Origin of the sequence: Enterococcus sp. SB12, from assembly GCF_030910025.2 — a bacterium.
Classification (GTDB): Bacteria; Bacillota; Bacilli; order Lactobacillales; family Enterococcaceae; genus Enterococcus_B; species Enterococcus_B faecium.
This window is the reverse complement of sequence record NZ_CP175675.1, coordinates 1,170,024-1,185,308: the sequence shown is the minus strand read 5'-3', so window position 1 is coordinate 1,185,308 and position 15,285 is coordinate 1,170,024. Positions and strand designations below refer to the sequence as shown.

28 protein-coding genes and 1 pseudogene are annotated in these 15,285 nt (G+C 37.2%); 2 read left to right on the top strand and 27 right to left on the bottom strand.

Going from position 1 to position 15,285, the window contains the following annotated elements; translation table 11 throughout:
• Positions 1-2: 2 nt before the first annotated feature.
• The 17 genes and pseudogenes from RBL01_RS05820 to RBL01_RS05740 all read right to left on the bottom strand — a co-directional run bounded on the left by RBL01_RS05820 (position 3) and on the right by RBL01_RS05740 (position 11,085).
• Entirely contained in the window at positions 3-623 is a 621-nt protein-coding gene (locus RBL01_RS05820) for a Gp15 family bacteriophage protein (protein ID WP_002318698.1), read from the bottom strand.
• 4 nt (positions 624-627) lie between these two features.
• On the bottom strand, positions 628-1,062 hold the full coding sequence (locus tag RBL01_RS05815) for a hypothetical protein (RefSeq protein ID WP_125028457.1): 435 nt from the start codon (positions 1,060-1,062) through the stop codon (positions 628-630).
• Positions 1,063-1,123: 61 nt separating this feature from the next.
• Positions 1,124-1,360 carry an Ig domain-containing protein gene (locus RBL01_RS05810; protein WP_307780991.1) on the bottom strand — a complete coding sequence of 79 codons (237 nt, stop codon included), beginning with the start codon at positions 1,358-1,360 and terminating at the stop codon, positions 1,124-1,126.
• A 20-nt stretch (positions 1,361-1,380) separates the two neighbouring features.
• Positions 1,381-1,848 (bottom strand): phage tail tube protein, encoded by a 468-nt coding sequence (locus tag RBL01_RS05805; RefSeq protein WP_307780990.1) that lies wholly within the window; start codon positions 1,846-1,848, stop codon positions 1,381-1,383.
• Between the two features lie 12 nt (positions 1,849-1,860).
• Positions 1,861-2,253 carry a minor capsid protein gene (locus RBL01_RS05800; RefSeq protein WP_125028458.1) on the bottom strand — a complete coding sequence of 131 codons (393 nt, stop codon included), beginning with the start codon at positions 2,251-2,253 and terminating at the stop codon, positions 1,861-1,863.
• Positions 2,253-2,588, bottom strand: a complete 336-nt coding sequence (locus RBL01_RS05795) for a minor capsid protein (protein WP_307780989.1) — start codon at positions 2,586-2,588, stop codon at positions 2,253-2,255. The genes RBL01_RS05800 and RBL01_RS05795 overlap by 1 nt, the downstream gene beginning before the upstream one ends.
• A complete protein-coding gene (locus RBL01_RS05790; protein ID WP_002300153.1) occupies positions 2,588-2,935 on the bottom strand; it encodes a putative minor capsid protein in 348 nt (115 codons plus the stop codon). The genes RBL01_RS05795 and RBL01_RS05790 overlap by 1 nt, the downstream gene beginning before the upstream one ends.
• On the bottom strand, positions 2,932-3,327 hold the full coding sequence (locus RBL01_RS05785) for a hypothetical protein (RefSeq protein ID WP_002300152.1): 396 nt from the start codon (positions 3,325-3,327) through the stop codon (positions 2,932-2,934). Before RBL01_RS05785 ends, RBL01_RS05790 begins: the two co-directional genes overlap by 4 nt.
• A 37-nt stretch (positions 3,328-3,364) precedes the next feature.
• Positions 3,365-3,610, bottom strand: a complete 246-nt coding sequence (locus RBL01_RS05780; RefSeq protein ID WP_058128594.1) for an Ig domain-containing protein — start codon at positions 3,608-3,610, stop codon at positions 3,365-3,367.
• Between the two features lie 17 nt (positions 3,611-3,627).
• Positions 3,628-4,500 carry a hypothetical protein gene (locus RBL01_RS05775; RefSeq protein ID WP_058128593.1) on the bottom strand — a complete coding sequence of 291 codons (873 nt, stop codon included), beginning with the start codon at positions 4,498-4,500 and terminating at the stop codon, positions 3,628-3,630.
• Between the two features lie 17 nt (positions 4,501-4,517).
• Positions 4,518-5,093: a phage scaffolding protein gene (locus tag RBL01_RS05770; RefSeq protein WP_251842839.1), complete on the bottom strand. Its 576-nt coding sequence runs from the start codon at positions 5,091-5,093 to the stop codon at positions 4,518-4,520.
• Between the two features lie 110 nt (positions 5,094-5,203).
• Positions 5,204-6,340, bottom strand: a complete 1,137-nt coding sequence (locus tag RBL01_RS05765) for a phage minor capsid protein (RefSeq protein WP_307780988.1) — start codon at positions 6,338-6,340, stop codon at positions 5,204-5,206.
• Positions 6,341-6,609: 269 nt separating this feature from the next.
• Positions 6,610-8,151: pseudogene (locus RBL01_RS05760) on the bottom strand (phage portal protein); the annotation flags it as partial.
• Positions 8,145-9,470 carry a PBSX family phage terminase large subunit gene (locus tag RBL01_RS05755; RefSeq protein WP_307780986.1) on the bottom strand — a complete coding sequence of 442 codons (1,326 nt, stop codon included), beginning with the start codon at positions 9,468-9,470 and terminating at the stop codon, positions 8,145-8,147. The gene RBL01_RS05755 and the pseudogene RBL01_RS05760, both read right to left, overlap by 7 nt.
• On the bottom strand, positions 9,436-10,146 hold the full coding sequence (terS, locus tag RBL01_RS05750) for a phage terminase small subunit (protein WP_002341821.1): 711 nt from the start codon (positions 10,144-10,146) through the stop codon (positions 9,436-9,438). Before terS ends, RBL01_RS05755 begins: the two co-directional genes overlap by 35 nt.
• Positions 10,147-10,188: 42 nt before the next feature.
• Positions 10,189-10,413: a hypothetical protein gene (locus RBL01_RS05745; protein WP_307780985.1), complete on the bottom strand. Its 225-nt coding sequence runs from the start codon at positions 10,411-10,413 to the stop codon at positions 10,189-10,191.
• 495 nt (positions 10,414-10,908) lie between these two features.
• Positions 10,909-11,085, bottom strand: coding sequence for a hypothetical protein (locus RBL01_RS05740; RefSeq protein WP_194177892.1), 177 nt, complete (start codon positions 11,083-11,085; stop codon positions 10,909-10,911).
• 173 nt (positions 11,086-11,258) lie between these two features.
• Here RBL01_RS05740 and RBL01_RS05735 point away from each other — a divergent pair, with 173 nt between their 5' ends.
• Positions 11,259-11,540 (top strand): hypothetical protein, encoded by a 282-nt coding sequence (locus RBL01_RS05735; protein ID WP_010726212.1) that lies wholly within the window; start codon positions 11,259-11,261, stop codon positions 11,538-11,540.
• Between the two features lie 4 nt (positions 11,541-11,544).
• On the opposite strand, the gene RBL01_RS05730 is transcribed toward RBL01_RS05735, so the two are convergent.
• Complete coding sequence (locus RBL01_RS05730; RefSeq protein ID WP_307780984.1) at positions 11,545-11,760, bottom strand: hypothetical protein; 216 nt, start codon at positions 11,758-11,760, stop codon at positions 11,545-11,547.
• Between the two features lie 290 nt (positions 11,761-12,050).
• Here RBL01_RS05730 and RBL01_RS05725 point away from each other — a divergent pair, with 290 nt between their 5' ends.
• Positions 12,051-12,326 carry a hypothetical protein gene (locus RBL01_RS05725; RefSeq protein ID WP_073357692.1) on the top strand — a complete coding sequence of 92 codons (276 nt, stop codon included), beginning with the start codon at positions 12,051-12,053 and terminating at the stop codon, positions 12,324-12,326.
• Here the strand turns inward: RBL01_RS05725 and RBL01_RS05720 are convergent.
• From RBL01_RS05720 to RBL01_RS05680, 9 genes are all read right to left on the bottom strand, one after another.
• Complete coding sequence (locus RBL01_RS05720; RefSeq protein ID WP_002296602.1) at positions 12,323-12,475, bottom strand: hypothetical protein; 153 nt, start codon at positions 12,473-12,475, stop codon at positions 12,323-12,325. The genes RBL01_RS05725 and RBL01_RS05720 overlap by 4 nt on opposite strands.
• A gap of 262 nt (positions 12,476-12,737) precedes the next feature.
• Entirely contained in the window at positions 12,738-13,325 is a 588-nt protein-coding gene (locus RBL01_RS05715) for a positive control factor (RefSeq protein ID WP_098189004.1), read from the bottom strand.
• A gap of 102 nt (positions 13,326-13,427) precedes the next feature.
• Positions 13,428-13,607 (bottom strand): XtrA/YqaO family protein, encoded by a 180-nt coding sequence (locus tag RBL01_RS05710; RefSeq protein ID WP_024636637.1) that lies wholly within the window; start codon positions 13,605-13,607, stop codon positions 13,428-13,430.
• Positions 13,608-13,753: 146 nt separating this feature from the next.
• Entirely contained in the window at positions 13,754-13,981 is a 228-nt protein-coding gene (locus tag RBL01_RS05705) for a helix-turn-helix transcriptional regulator (RefSeq protein WP_002314901.1), read from the bottom strand.
• 21 nt (positions 13,982-14,002) lie between these two features.
• Positions 14,003-14,302, bottom strand: coding sequence for a hypothetical protein (locus RBL01_RS05700; RefSeq protein ID WP_307780983.1), 300 nt, complete (start codon positions 14,300-14,302; stop codon positions 14,003-14,005).
• On the bottom strand, positions 14,302-14,508 hold the full coding sequence (locus RBL01_RS05695) for a hypothetical protein (RefSeq protein WP_249459434.1): 207 nt from the start codon (positions 14,506-14,508) through the stop codon (positions 14,302-14,304). Before RBL01_RS05695 ends, RBL01_RS05700 begins: the two co-directional genes overlap by 1 nt.
• Positions 14,505-14,708, bottom strand: a complete 204-nt coding sequence (locus tag RBL01_RS05690; protein WP_249459437.1) for a toxin PIN — start codon at positions 14,706-14,708, stop codon at positions 14,505-14,507. The genes RBL01_RS05695 and RBL01_RS05690 overlap by 4 nt, the downstream gene beginning before the upstream one ends.
• A complete protein-coding gene (locus tag RBL01_RS05685; RefSeq protein ID WP_157846117.1) occupies positions 14,705-14,881 on the bottom strand; it encodes a hypothetical protein in 177 nt (58 codons plus the stop codon). Before RBL01_RS05685 ends, RBL01_RS05690 begins: the two co-directional genes overlap by 4 nt.
• Positions 14,878-15,285 carry a hypothetical protein gene (locus tag RBL01_RS05680; RefSeq protein ID WP_346772966.1) on the bottom strand — a complete coding sequence of 136 codons (408 nt, stop codon included), beginning with the start codon at positions 15,283-15,285 and terminating at the stop codon, positions 14,878-14,880. Before RBL01_RS05680 ends, RBL01_RS05685 begins: the two co-directional genes overlap by 4 nt.

Below are 15,285 nucleotides of genomic sequence, written 5' to 3'. Positions count from 1 at the left end.
CCTTATGATTTGGCTTGTGCTGCTAACATAGAAAACATATCGCCTAGTTGATCATCAAGACTGTTAACTGTTTTTTCAGAATCAAGAGCATAATAATTTTTCAGTTCTAATAAGCTATTTAGTTCTTCGCCTTCTAAACCAGCTATGCTTCTTGACCGAATCGCTAGTATCCGCTGAAATTGAGTGTCTTCGCTTAAACCAGACATCAACGCTTTGAAAGTTAGATAATGCATTGAACCTTGCTCATTTAACAAATCGATTTTGTAATCTGCCATAAACGAAGAATAAATAGCTCCAGCGTCTTGAGAATACGAATAATTCATATTTGAATCCTGACCAGTCGATTCTCCTTCACTTCCAATGCTTCCATATGGATTCGATTGAATATAGTCAACTATGTCGTTAATAGCTTGTTGCATTTCTTCAAAAGTGAATGTATCTTCTGCTTTTTTTGAATCGATATAAAACAATTTGAACCCAAGAATTATTTTTTCTATAGACTCCAAATTTTTATCGTCAATTAGTTCATAGAATCGAATAACAGTGTCAAAAGACAAATCAATTTGATACTCATTACCTGAAATAATCACTGTTGTTTCTGGTTTTCTCGTTAGATCAAACATCTAATCACTTCTTACGATTATTTTTGTAATGTTTTTTTGCTGTTTTACTACGTTCAGAAATAACTTCCCCCAACTCTTTTTCAAGCAATCCAATAATTGTGAAAAGGGCTTTTGTACTTTTGTTGTAAAAATTATAAACGCGATTACCTTCACCACTCCCAAGAATCACATCTAGAGTAGTTACAGCTTTATCTTTTAATTCATCCATTTCAGATTGAGTAAATTCTTTGAATTCTTTAGCTCCATTATCATCTTCATCCATTTTTTCAAGTTTTGAAGTCATATTTTTTAATTGATCTGGAATATCAATACTCGTTAAATCGGTTAAAGTTTTGTCAATTTCATCTGAAATTTGAACTTCATATACTTTCCCTGCGATTTTCATAGATTTTGTTAGCGATAATTTAGCATCTAAGTCGATAATATTGTTAATAGCCATTTGTTTTCCTCCTAATAACCAGAGGCTTCATAGCCTCTAGTTATACATTCTCAATCTTTTTTTATGCAGCTGTAACGGTTACTGTGCATTTAGCAGTCTTGCTACCATCTTTAGTAGTCACTGTGATATCAGCTGTTCCAGCTTTCACACCAGTTACTTTCCCTGTTGAATCAACACCTGCAATAGTTGCATCGCTTGATTTCCATGTCACTGTTTTATCTGTTGCGTCTGCCGGTAAAACGGTAGCTGTTAAGGTTTCGTTTGCCCCAATTGCAAGCGATAACGTTGTTTTATTCAACGCTACACTGGTAGGGCTAATTACTCCCCCGCTTTCACCATTTTAGGTTTCCCATTGAATGCCATTGTGAAGCTGAAGGTTTGTTTAGCATTGGCTGCACCGCCAAACGGTACAATAGAAGTCAGTGTAACGACCGCTTGAACCTTATTCCCTTTGGCATCAGTCCATTGTGCTAACGTGCGTAATTCATCTCCGATTGACAAGAATTTAGACGCTACATAATCTTGAGCTGGATCTCCAAATACACGGTGTCCCGCAACTTGGAACGTGATATTTTTACCAGTTACAGTTGAATCAGTGAATCCTTCATTATCGTAGTAAGCAGCAGCATCAGTAGTGTCCGCTGCAGCCGGAGTAATAGTTGTGATCCCTGCTGCTAATGGTGCGAATTTAGCCGATGCGATTTTATCTAAATCTGTACTTCCTGAAGTATCGATTTCCAATTTGTTTTTAAAGTTTAGTAAAAATTCTTTACTATTTTCTGCCATTTAAATTTCCTCCTAATTTTTGAATTGATGAATGGTGATTTTGATACCTAATAAATAAGTTGAGTTCCCTTGCACGTCCTGTTCGCTTACGAAAGGAGTCTCACTTATTTCGATACCTAAAAAGACGAAGCTCTCATCTTCTGACTTCAGAGTTGAGAGTTCGTCTAAATGATTTGATATAAGCCATAATGTTTTGTTGGCTTTTTCTTGGTCTTTCGTGTTAAATCCGACCTCATAGAGTATTTCACGCTCTTTCGTACCGTCAAAGTATTCTTCTACTGTCCGACTACCTGGCATCGAATAAACACAAAGCGTGTCTTCCCCATTAAGGAACCCCATCGAGCATGGCATTGGAAGACCTTGAATAGAATCTATTGAATCGGATAATCTTTCCCATAAATCCATTACAAGTCCCCTCCTTTGATAAATGCCTTACGCCAAGCGTCCATGTGATTCGCTTTTGCTCTAAGATCCCAACGACGGCTGGTACCTGGAGTCGTATAGTTTCTGACTCTGCTGCCGTTAACAAACCCTCTAAATTGAGCTCGTGCATAAGGAGCAGCATAAGTTATTCGGTTTTTGTTAACGAAAGATTTGTCCCTTAAATTTCCTTGGCGTTTAGGCACATATAGATTCATATCCATGTGCATTTGAGATGTCATATAATACATTGCTGAATTGATATTCATCACGGACAACTTACGATCGACGCCATTTTTTTCAACCTTAACATGGAGCATTACAGCACCTCCAACTCATACGAGTAGACTTCGTTACTGTATGGATTACGGTTATCTACGATCGTCGTGATAGTGTAAGTCTCACCTTCAAAGTCAATCTTTGACCCAACATGATTTTTATTAATCACTGGCATCGGATCAGATACTCCAGCAAACAAAAAAGCGATAGCGTTGGCTACCACTTGCCGATTATTATTACTACCGCTGTACACTGTTTGAGGTTGGAAAATCATATGATTAATCGTGATTGGTTCAGAAAAGACAGGTTTTTGCCATTTGTCATGACCATCTAGCAGCCTCAAAGTAATTGACTGGTTACAAAGTTCTTTTGGCATTAAAGGAATCATCGATAGTCAACTCCTTTGTAAAGAAGTCCTGTATAAATCAATTCGTTATACGCCTCTGTAGCGACCATCGTTCTACCGACCGTTGCTGCATTCGTGCTTCCAGATTCAATACGCATACGACCAACGCTGACACTTGAAGGGGAAGCATTTAGTAAGTCTGATAACGAAGTAACTCCAACTGACTTCAAATATTCAATTTGGACAGCCATTGCGATTTTGAACTTATCCACTCGATATTTGAACGTGTCATCAGCTAAAGAATGTCTCATGTAAAAATCGCCTGTCACTCGATTAAGCTGACGTGCAGCACATTTTTCTAAGTCATCAAACTCCGAAACTGATACTTTGTTGAATCCTGATTTTAAATATTCATCGTGCGTAAGATAGCTCATAACTGCCTCCTTTCAATTAAAAAGGATAGTTTAGTAGCTATCCTTCGCTTGCTGCGGTTACCGTGACTTTACACGTAGCAGTTTTACCATTTACGGTTGTCGCTGTGACCGTCGTAGCTCCTACTTTAATAGCAGTAACCTTTCCTTGCACTGGCGTTACTGTTGCAATTGTTTCATCGCTAGAGGTAAATTTGACTGATTTATCAGTTGCCGTTTCTGGTGATACAGCAGCAGACAATGTTTCTGTTGCTCCCACCGTTAGCGTAGCTGTTGTTTTATTCAAAGTTACGCCGGATGGGTCTATCCCTTTGGGGCCAAAGAGACAGATACACCTTCTTTTTGTTTTTCTTTAATAAAGCAATCGTGGTACAGACGGTTTTGGTACAAGTACCCGTCGCCTTGAGAATGTTCGCCTGGCGCAAACAAGAAGACGGTGTTTTCTTTAACCACGGGGATAACTGCTTGTTTAGCGACAACTAAGATATTGATGTCTTTTGCATCAGAGGTAGCAACGTATCCATCTGAAAAATTGTATTTCGTTTTAAAACGAGTATCGTCCCAAACTTCGACTAGCAACACGCCGTCAAGAGAAGTAACACGGGATTCTAAAGCAGTCTGCCCAACGTTTTGATTGGTAATGTTGCGAGTGAACTCAGTAGATCGTTCTAATGCATCCATTACTGTTGTTGATACAAACGCTACTAGGTTTTGTGGGCCAAATTTACGTGCTGGTAAAATAGCAGCTTTAATTGCAGAATAAGCATTTTTCTCAGTAATTGTTTCTTCCTTAGTCTTGCCTGCTCCTGCAGCTAAAGTAGAAAAACGGTAAGCATCGATTTCAGGCTGCACGTGTTCTGTAATAAATACATTCGAGATATTAGCTACTGCCAAATCTTGATTTGTTTCATCAACATCTTGTTTATCGATGTAAAACTCAACGTCACGGTCTTGACCCATTGTATAAACTTTTTTGTCATTTCCGTAAGTTCCGCTGTTAAATCCTTTGTTGCGTGTGTGGTTTTTTAAACCAGAAGTTGAAATAGTAGTTAATGTAAATGATTTACCACCGTTCACAAATTCAACTTGTGGAATACCTAAGATCGTCGTTAACAATCCTTGAGTGATTTTTTGATCGAAAATTCCATTGTCTTTTGTGATGTAATTAATTGCCATGTTTTGTTCCCTCCAATTTAATTTTTGTTTGGCATAATCCCTAATGCTTTAGCAAAAGCATCTTCTTCAATGTTTTGCGCAGAACTAGCATTCCCAGAAAAGGTAGCCTTCTTACCATCGGGATTAGGTGGAACCTGTTCAGATTGGCCAAATAAATAACCGTCGCTCTCTTTGAGTGCGGCCAGTTGTTCATCTAATCCTTTTAATCCCTCGTCTGTCAGTTCCAATGATTCGCTGTCTAGCAAGGCTTTAGCAGCCTTAATGTTTTTAGCCCCTGCTTGTGTTAGAGCTAAGTCAATCGCTGATGATTTTTTAAGATCAGCAATTTGTTGTTCAGAACTCGTCTTCGTTTCATCGAACTTAGACTGTAAATCCTCTAACTGCTTAGTAAGATCTTCATTTCCTTTAGCATTTGCTTTGAAATCATTCAGCTCATTTTGGTTTTTCTCTAACTGTTCTTGATATTGAGTGGCCTGTTGTTCCGCGGTAGACACCTTGCTGTTCAGTTCGTTTACAGTTACGCCGTGCAAAGCCATTACTGATCCAATCTGTTCGTCTGTTAAACCTAATTCTTTTAATTCTTCTCGTTTCATTTTATTCATCCTTTCGTTGTTTAACGAGGCTACGCCCTCGATGGATTGAACAGTTTAACGCCGTATTCGGGGCAAAATAAAAAGACTAGCGATTGCTAAGCTTAAAATTATTAACTTTGTACTTGTTCTCTACTGTAATCACGGACCAAGAACTCATTGTCATTAATAAGTTCTCTTAATTGTTTCTGCTTGTTAGAAATCACTTGCTTACACATTTGTACAGTTTCGGGATCTTCCAATTCTAACGCCGCATTCATACGTTTCTTCTGATAGCGAATATCACGCTCAAGCTTACGCTGTTTTTGTTGTATTTCAGCATTTTCTTGCGCTTCGTTAGCATCATATCGCGGCTGATTGTTTGTGTTCACATCAGGACGGCCAGGATAAAGAATATGTGTACAGTTAATTCCTTGTGTTCCGCTTGGCTCGCCGTATCCGTGATCGTAAATAGATGGTAAATGCTTGAATTCTTCTGGCGCTTCATTTTTCGGCACAGTTAATACCCATCCGCCTTGGATTGGCGCACAGGCTTCGCGAGCTGCTGGATGACTACTCATTAATGCAGTGACACAGTCGAAGTCCTCCATTCGTTTCAAACGAAGATCATTAAACGTTCTGTGTGAGGTAGATTGAATCACTGTTCTCGAGTAAGCTTCCATCGACCATTCACGTCCGGCTTTATCAACGAAACCTGATTTGATCCCCATATCTACCATTTTGTAGACGTTATCTCTAACGGCTTTCTCGTGCGTTTTAAGCCCCGTCATGGATTCTAGGGTAGATTGTTTAAGAATTGCTTGATAAGCTCTCATGACTGCATTCTCATTGAAATTAGTAGTGATCAGCGTTTGATTGACATTATTATTTAAGTCTTGGAAAGTTTGACGAACCAAAGAGTCTAGAATTTTGTTTACGTCGTCAGACACAGGGATACTTTTATGCACCATTCGCTCAAGCTCACGGTCTATTTCATTAACGACTTTTACTCCGTTACCTTTGATTAATTGTTCGATTGCTTCTTGTGTTTCTCCTGTGTAACTAGCCAAAAGATCGATAACATTTTCGTTAAGCACGCCCATTTTAGATAGCTGCTTAGCTTGCCATAGTAGAACGTCTTCTTTTTCAACATTCTCAAAGCGAGATTGTTTTAACGCTTTGATGATTATGTTAAAGATACGATCTTCAAGTTCTGAATAAATATTAGTGATTGAATCCGCATCACGCTGCATTTTATCCGGTGTGATCATGACTAATCGCCTTCATTCAAATTATTATTGCTTTTCTTCTGCTCTTTGGGCGGTTCAATTTCGAAACTCTCATCACCGAGAATTTCATTGGCTTTCTCTTCGTCAAATGGAAATGATGCTGTAATAAGAGATATAGCCGAATCTCTAGGCAATTGCTTAGACGCTACTTGCTGAACAATATTTATAAGCGCTGTGACTTGTGCACCATTCATCGATACTTTTTGTATGGTGTTTTCATCTTTAGCGCCAAGTAGTGTTCCAGTAGTCTTAAAGCTATCATCTTCTCCCGAAGGAACTGTCTTGTCTCTTTCGGGCGTATCATCCTGTTCGCCTAACCATTTTTTAACTTCTTCATCTGATAGATTGTAGTTTCGCTTCAAAAATTGATCTTTAGGCATCGCGCCTGCGACAAAAACTTTCAAATCATTCTCCAATTGTTTATCTCGATCGACAAATAGACCATCTTCAAAACTAACTGTTACTAAATAACTATCATATTCAATAGAGAATAGCGGTTTCTCGCTTTCAAACATTTCTCCGTATCCTGCAAGTTCAAAAATAGAATGAATAAGCTCATTGATAACTTTTTCAACCATAGTCAAATAGCTTGAACGTGTCTGATAAGTCATGGAATTGTTAGAAACAATCTCAGTGGCCGTTTTAATGCCGTCATCCGCATAGTTCATCGAACCCACTGACAAACCAACCTGCACCTCGAACTCTTTAATTAGATGACTGATAGCGTCCTTATATTGAACTGTTCGAATAGGTGTTGTAATATCTTTGACCCCGATATTCTCAGCGCCGTATACACCAGCGAATACGTTCTGATCACTATCAAACATTGGCGGATGGGATTCATCTGTTTTAAGGAATTCCGCTGGCACAACAACACGCCGCTGCCCTAACTGAATTTCCCAAGCAAACTGATCGTGTGTTGTGTTAATCATATCTAAAATCTCTTTTGAGTTATCCACAATGCCGGCACCTAATGGGCTCTCTAACGATTTATTGTTAGCTCCAGGCGTTCTGAAGTAAGCAAAAAGCGGTCTCTTTAATCCTTCTAATGTGACAGTTTCAGCCAAATCAGGGTAAAGAACCGCTAATGAAATTTGTTTACCAACAATATTATCGTTATCAGATTTATAAAGCTCATTTGTTATTACGTACTTGTCATCCTGCCATTCATGGAATTCTAGCAACGTATAGTAGTAATTCACGTCACCTTCTGTTTGAATGGTCTTTGTTGCAATTGCGCATTCACTTACTTCATTTGTGTTAGAGCGTAACGGATAAAATTGATCTGCACGGATCCATGAAATTTTGATCTTGTCACCGTCAACGTAAGGTCGCATTGCAAACCCACCGGCCGCAATTCCTTTTTCAAGATTTAACTCGAACAAATTATAGAAATTGTTGTCGTATAATGTTTGTTCCAAAAATTCAGATGCTTCTTTAATCTCTTTAGAAACATCCTTTTTATCAGTGGGATCGTTCAGCGTAACTTTACATTTTTCATTGAAAATGATACTAGCCAATCGTCTCGCAGCAGTCTTAGTCACGTTCAATGATTTAAATTCTCGTTTTTTATTGTCGCCAAATGAACTCTTATAGTTGACATCCGGAAATAAATTAGCATAATATTTGAAGTTCTCCGCTATTCGAGCGTACTCTAGCGAATCAATCCCAATTTTTGGGTGATCAGTGATCTTCGCTATATCTTTTCCGTTAGCGCTCATATTCACACTATCAACTCCTCTCTTGAACATATTTTTGATCGTTTGAATTACTCCCATGATTTCACCTACCATTTCAGTCCTAAATCATTTAGATTATCTTTTACAAAATATTGGAACTGGTCACATGTATGGTCATCTATTTTGATAACTTTTGGGTCATCGGAATGCAACGTATCTTCATCCCATCGATAATCTCTGTGCTCTTTAATAAATATTTTGTTGGCTTCTGTATCCAAATAAAAAAACCTACCCTGAGCGAGTAAGTTTTGTACATAGTCAATCATGTCAACCTTCTTTGCTTTAGCAACGGGGTGGAAAGCTACCCCAAAGTCTTTATAATATTGATTCTTTAACGCGCCTTCCGCGGAATCAATCGTGATTTTATAAGCGAACTTGTTGTATTCCGTCTGACACTTTTCAATAAAATCATGTAGATCTTTTGCCAATTCATCGGGCGCTTTTTTATTTATCTTCCCATCTGGTGAATAGTAGTACGTGTCCAACAGAATCACATTGTTCTTTCTAGTGATGGCGTAGCAACCACACGTTGTAGCTGATATTTGATGCCCACTATCAATGGAAAAACAAATTTGAGTAATATAGTCATCCTCTGGTAGTTCGTCCAAAGAGTTAAAATGAGTCATATTATATATGAGAGTACCAAGACCAATTACTTCACCTAAATAGAGCCACTTGTAATAGTCTTCATCATTCTTGCGGTAAGTTTCTATTAGTTTAAGTTGTTGCGGATCGGTAAAACCTAATTCATCATCTAAGTAAGTTGAATGGTCTACTAAATGATCATCCAGCTCTTTACATTTCTCTACCCATTCATTGACCCAATCGTATGGATTTTTTGGCGGGTTCCACGAATAATAAACTTTTACTTGGTCCACATACTTAGAGCGTTGGCGAATAAACGTAGCATTTGTTTGGTCAAATACTTCACTGCTTTGAAAGTTAGCAGCTTCTTCATACCACAATGAGATAATATCGCCTATCGCATTAGATTTAAGTTTCAATGGATCGTCAACGCCATAAAAGTAAAACGCTGACCCTGTACGCTTATGAATGATCGTTAAAGGAGCCATGCGATACCTATACTCGTTAGAAACTCCCAACATACTTAACGCCCATTTGATTTGCAGATAAACCGCATCACGTAAATACTTGTGCTGACTCATCATGCAAACAACGTTAACCTTATGTTTTGCTTGCGTGTGTTTCTTCATTTCAGTAGCAAGTTTCAAACTAATAACAGATGATTTAAACGATCCACGTCCGCCCTTCATCAAAACATACGGACATTGTGTGTGCCACATCTTATAAAAATGTGGGTTAATCAAGTCCGTAGTCTTAATTTGAGTTTGTTTCTTGGCCATTAATGCCATTTGAACCAGCCTCGCTTTCAACTAACGGAATGTCATCAATAATTACAGTTTGTTCTTCTGACGAATCATAACCATCATCTAACTGCTTCAATTGTGCTTTTGCTAAATTGACTTGTACATCCATGTATTCTAGTTTCTTTCTACGTTCATCATGTTCATCAGCTATAGAGACAAATTGTCTAATTAAGCTAGATAGCGTGCTCATAGCCCTTGATTGTGCATTCATGAAATTAGCTTGCTTGTCCCAAGCATATTGAATAGCATATTCTTCTGAACTTCCAGAATCACTCGAGGACCACTTAGAAACTTCTTTGGACAAACTACCCTCATAATCAACATACATGATTTTCTGTGCTCGGATAATAGCCGTGTACTGGATCATGATATTATTCCATAATATATCCTCAGGTTTAGAGGTTGCAACCTCATTCATAATTTCTAATGTTTCAGAAGGTAACCAATTGGCAAAAAGGCCATGGGTAACAGCGTTTTTGTTGTCCTCTGGCGCTCCTTTGTTGTTCGGAATAGTTGCGTTCTTGGTTGCAACCTTTTCTCGAGACCAGTAACGGGATTTCCATGACTTTACTGTGCTGATGGATACACCATACTTTTCCGCTATTTCTCTATACTTCAACCCTTTTTCATAATCATCTTTAGCTAGTTCGTATTTCTTCACATGTGACACCACCTCGCTTGTTTGCAACATTTGTTTTGTAATCTACACATACTTTGAAAGATTTTCCTGTATGTGTTTATCTGAATAGAAACCATGACCGCAATAAAGAAGTTTGCATTTATCGATCTCATTTGGTGTAGCTTCTCTTAGCATTTCGACAATAGAGTACTTCCCTTTGATTTGTACAGAACGCACAACACGCACTGAACAATCATCAATGGTTCGAGGATATTCATTAGTTAGCGATATATACCAGTAGTTTCTCATTTGGCCTTTCTCCTTCTGTGAAAAGAAATAACTTCATTGTTTTCCTTTCGTTTATATGTATCGCTCTTTATTGGTCTTCTATACTTTCGTACTATCTCACCGTTACCATTTTGCACAGTGATTACTTCATGCTTCTGTTCTAAGTATTGTGGTCTATACATTGCTGTTACCTCCTTTGTGCAAAATAAAAAGACCACTCGATGAGTGATCTAATAAAAATCGGACCAACGCCACTAAAGCTCGCTAGTCCTACAAACAATGATTTGTTTTTTCCTTATGTATAACGTCCCCGCTTGGGACACATTGTTAAGAGGTGTGCGGGGTTCATTCAAATTAAAGCAACCTACACACAGACAAGTCTGATACTTCCTGCACCTCACCACTGCCACATCCCTTGGTTGCTAGCGGTTTTACTTTCGGGATCTTGTACCGCAAACCCAAAGTCACTGGAGTGGAATCGCACCACACACGAGAACTTACTAGGCTCTCACGAGGCTACTCGCCATTTACCGCTGCGTCTTCTACTTCCGCCACAGTGACCGAAGCTTGGTGGTGTACAGATAGCACACTTACTACATTGCCGTACGTAGCACCGTATAGCTTCTTAACGATCTTTTTTCGGTAGTCGTAACCGTCATAGGCATTTAATGTCACTGGCAATGAATCGAACATTGCATGGTCAAATCATAAAACGTTAAGGCTATCCCTCGACGTATTGACCTTATTTTTAAGCGTCTACCCTTTCCGCCACAGTGACAAATTTTTATTGTGAAAATAGATACTAAGCGTATAATTTTAATTATCAGCGAGTGGTCCGCTGAAATAAAACTGAAAGGAGAATTTTTATGAGTAAAGCATATATGTTAACTTACGATTTAAATAATCCTGGTCAAAAATACGACGATGTTATTCGAGTAATTAAAGAAGAAATTTCAAATGGTGTGTGGTGTAACTATTGGAAATCATCGTATTTACTAAGATCTAACCTAACTCCCAATCAAATGTTAGATAAGCTCAAACCATACTTAGATAAGGGTGATAAATTTTTTGTTACCGAAATCGTTAATCACAATCAAGGTTGGCTTACAGACAAACAATGGGAGTATATTAACAATAATATTTTTTAAGTTTTTAGTTCGTCCTAGGCTGAGAAGTGAAATCGTAAAGATTCCCATCGCTGTCTTGAGGAGCAGTTTCATCTGCTTCTCTATTTGAAACTTGGATTTTAAAATTAGCAATTTCATCTAAAGTTTCTTGTAACTGTTCGACTTGGTCACTAGCCTTGTTGAGCAGTTCTTTTAGTTCAGTCAAATCTAATTTGACAGTTACTTTGATTTCTTTATCCATTCGTTTTTCCTCCAATACATAAATTAATAGACAGCAACAAAATAACATTGCTTTGATAATTTGGTATAAACCACTATAAATTTCTTTTCTTGCAATTATTTTTAATATATGCTAGATTATCAACCGATATAGTCACTGCCTGTACTAGCGGAAACTAGTGCAGGTTTTTTGTTCTATTTACTCAAAAGTTATTACGATAAATCAATATTGTGAAAATAAATACTAAGCGTATAATTTTATTTATCAGCGAGTGGTCCGCTGAAATATAAAACAAGGATGTGCAAGACAACATGTATAAACCCTACATGATTAGTTATGATCTTAATAACCCAGGGAAAAAGTATGATAAAGTATTTGAAATAATAAAAGAATTTGGGGCATATATAAAGCTACAAAAATCTTTTTGGTTAGTTAAAACTAATTTGAATCCAAATCAAATGTGTGAAAAATTAAATACAGTACTTGATAATAACGATTCCTTATTCATCTGTGAACTGCAAAAAAATTATCAAGGTAGAGCTACAGAGGAAAATTGGAAATTCATTAACGAACATATTTTCTCTTAGTAAGGATTAGATATTTTTTCTCTGTTTAAACAATTGCAAATACCGTCAATATCTGAATTAGAAACACTTACCTTTTGCTCCTTGCTACTACCAATAGCTTGGAGCAATTCTTGTATTTCTTCTGGAGTGCCTTCTACTGATAATTTCATTTTTCTTCCCTCCAATACATAAATTAATAGACAGCAACGGATGATAGATAATAAGAACAATTTAGAAGGAGTTGAAATTCACATCCTTATTCTTAATATTTCCGTTGCTGTCTATCGAAGCTTAATTTAAAACGATGAGGGAGATTTCCTCCCCTACATTTTATTTTTGAAGAACAATTATTCAGAATAAAAGAATGAATAAACTTGTGAGTGTCTAATCTATTAATTGTCTTCACTTATAGGTGGGAATGGTTTACAAGTTTTAGCAAATTTCAAATAGATTGATTTGATGACCATATTCAAAATAATTGTCGATCTTATTTTTAATTCGCTGTGACATAGATTTAACAGTACCCACAGCTAGATTCATTTGTTCTGCTGCTTCTCCATAAGTACATAAATCTTTATTAATTAAATGAAATAATGTCAGTTCTTTATTAGAAAGCAAAGATTCTATCTCCGTCACTTGGAGCAACATCTCTTTTTTCTTCGGAGAAATCGTCTCTTCTGCTGGCTTTTCTACTTCCTGTAAATAAACTTGATAGCTCATAACGTCTATATCTGCCAGTTTAACGGCTCTTCTATGCTTTGGTATCTTCTTGGCTTGCTCATCATCGAAAGGCTTCTCTCTGCCTGTTTCTAACCAGAATAAAGCGTACTCTGTAGTAGAGATAGCTTGTGCTATTACTTTTTGATCTGCTATATCTTGAGGAGAACGATCATCAATTAATTTATGTATCACTCTCCCATGTTCTTTGACAGGTGTGCGATATCGTTTATTTAAGATTTTTTGATGTTGCTTTTTCAACATTTTCAAGTCATTCTTGTATTCCTGAATTAAATCATTCATATAGATAGCCTCCTCAATAATTTCGCAAACAAAAAAGCGGACACAAATCAACAAGAAAGTTCTTGTCAACTTGTGTCCGCCAGTTTTCTGGTAGGACGATATTTAAAATAATTGTTTCACTTCTTCTTTAACTTGCTTGACTTTATTGCAATGGGATTCTATAACTATTGTTCCAAACGAAGGAAGCTCGACACTTTTCATTTGACCGTTTGAAATAATGATTAAACAATGTTCTCCTTGCATTTTTTCAATGTCGCTTAATCCAATTACCTTTAACTCCATAGCTGCCTCCTGTGATATAATAGACTTACCTTGGCAGGGGCAAATCATATTTGTCACGAGCAGCGAGCTAATAATGGCTTGCTGTTTATGTTTATTAACAATATTATGCTGATAAGGAATTCTCTATTAGCTACTTCAATAATTCTTCATACTTTATATTTAGCAATAAACTCATCGATATCTTTGATGTCATATTTTGGACGGCTGTTTTCACCGAATATGATTACTTTCAATCCTTTTTTTACCCACTCATTGATCGTTCCTGCAGATGTCCCCGTGTAATGAACTGCTTCTTTTTGAGTCAGATAGCGTTTAGGCACATATCCAACTAACAATGAGTCTAAGTCATTTTTATTGATAAATTTGTCATTCATATTGATTTCTCCTTATATAACTTATAATTCTGTTTTTATAATCTCCATATCCACCAATCTCGCTACAGCTAAATTCTCTTTGCTTTTCGCTAACCACTTATCACATTCCATCGTGTTTTCAATACGAATGATCGCTGAGTGATTATAGAGATGCTCTACATATCCACGAAACGGATAGATGAACTCCTCTGCTTCGCAGCGAACCATGTCACCGACTTTGAATTTTGGTTTCTTACGTTTTTTAGGATTCTTTGTCGGCATATCTAGCATCAAACCGCCGATACCATGACTACTAGCGTAAAATCCGTCTTTTAGTTTCATTACTCTACCTCCTCATGATCGATAGTGACCAGTTCATATACTTGCGTTAATCCACCAAGTCGTCGTGAAACTTGGTTAGCTTCTTCGAGGCTATCAAACCATCTCGCACTTTGGAGTATGTCTACAATGTATAATGTGTTAGCCCCTATAGAACGTTCATCACTTCTGTAAAATCGATTTCCAAACTTTACTACATAAATCTTCATTCTGTTTCCTCCCATTTACGATCATCGCTTAATATCGAAATTCCAAACTTACGAATAGCATCACTTGCATCAGCAACACACTGACTTTCCACTTTATATGTTTCTTCTGCAGAAACTCCGTATTCTTTTTCAAACTTTACCTTTAACACATTCAATTCTTGTTTTCTTAGTTTTGCTACTCTGCGGTGTCTGTTGTTCATTCTGAGTCACCTTGACTTTTTATTAATAAATATTTTTTAATCAACTTTTCTTCCTCTTCAAAAAATTTATCCATCCATTTATTGATCATTCTTCTATAAAATTTCATCATGAAAAAAGAAATAACAATAGATGTTAACGTAGATACTAAAATGATTATTACCAATTCACTCATCCTTCTACCACCTCTTCCACTGTTCCATTCACCAACAATGCGGCCGCATCTGCTATTGATTTATCAGTGAAAAGCAATCGATGAGATGGATTGCATTCAAAACTATAATTTACTCCATCTTTTCCCCATAAAGAACATATAGTAAGATAGTTTCCAACGGCATTCTTTATTACCCATACTGGCTCTTTCTCGACCTCGTAGCCGTTGTATAGGCTCAATAGTGTTTCATATGATTGTCTCGTTGCCCAAGCGAATAATTCTTCTCCTTGTTCTTGCGTCAATATGCCATCTCGTACAAACCAATCACAGAAATAATATGAATCACCATCTTTGGATTTGATTAAATACGCTATTTTTTCAGCTTTTGTAAAAGGGTCCGTAGATTTTTCGATCCAACCTGCCAC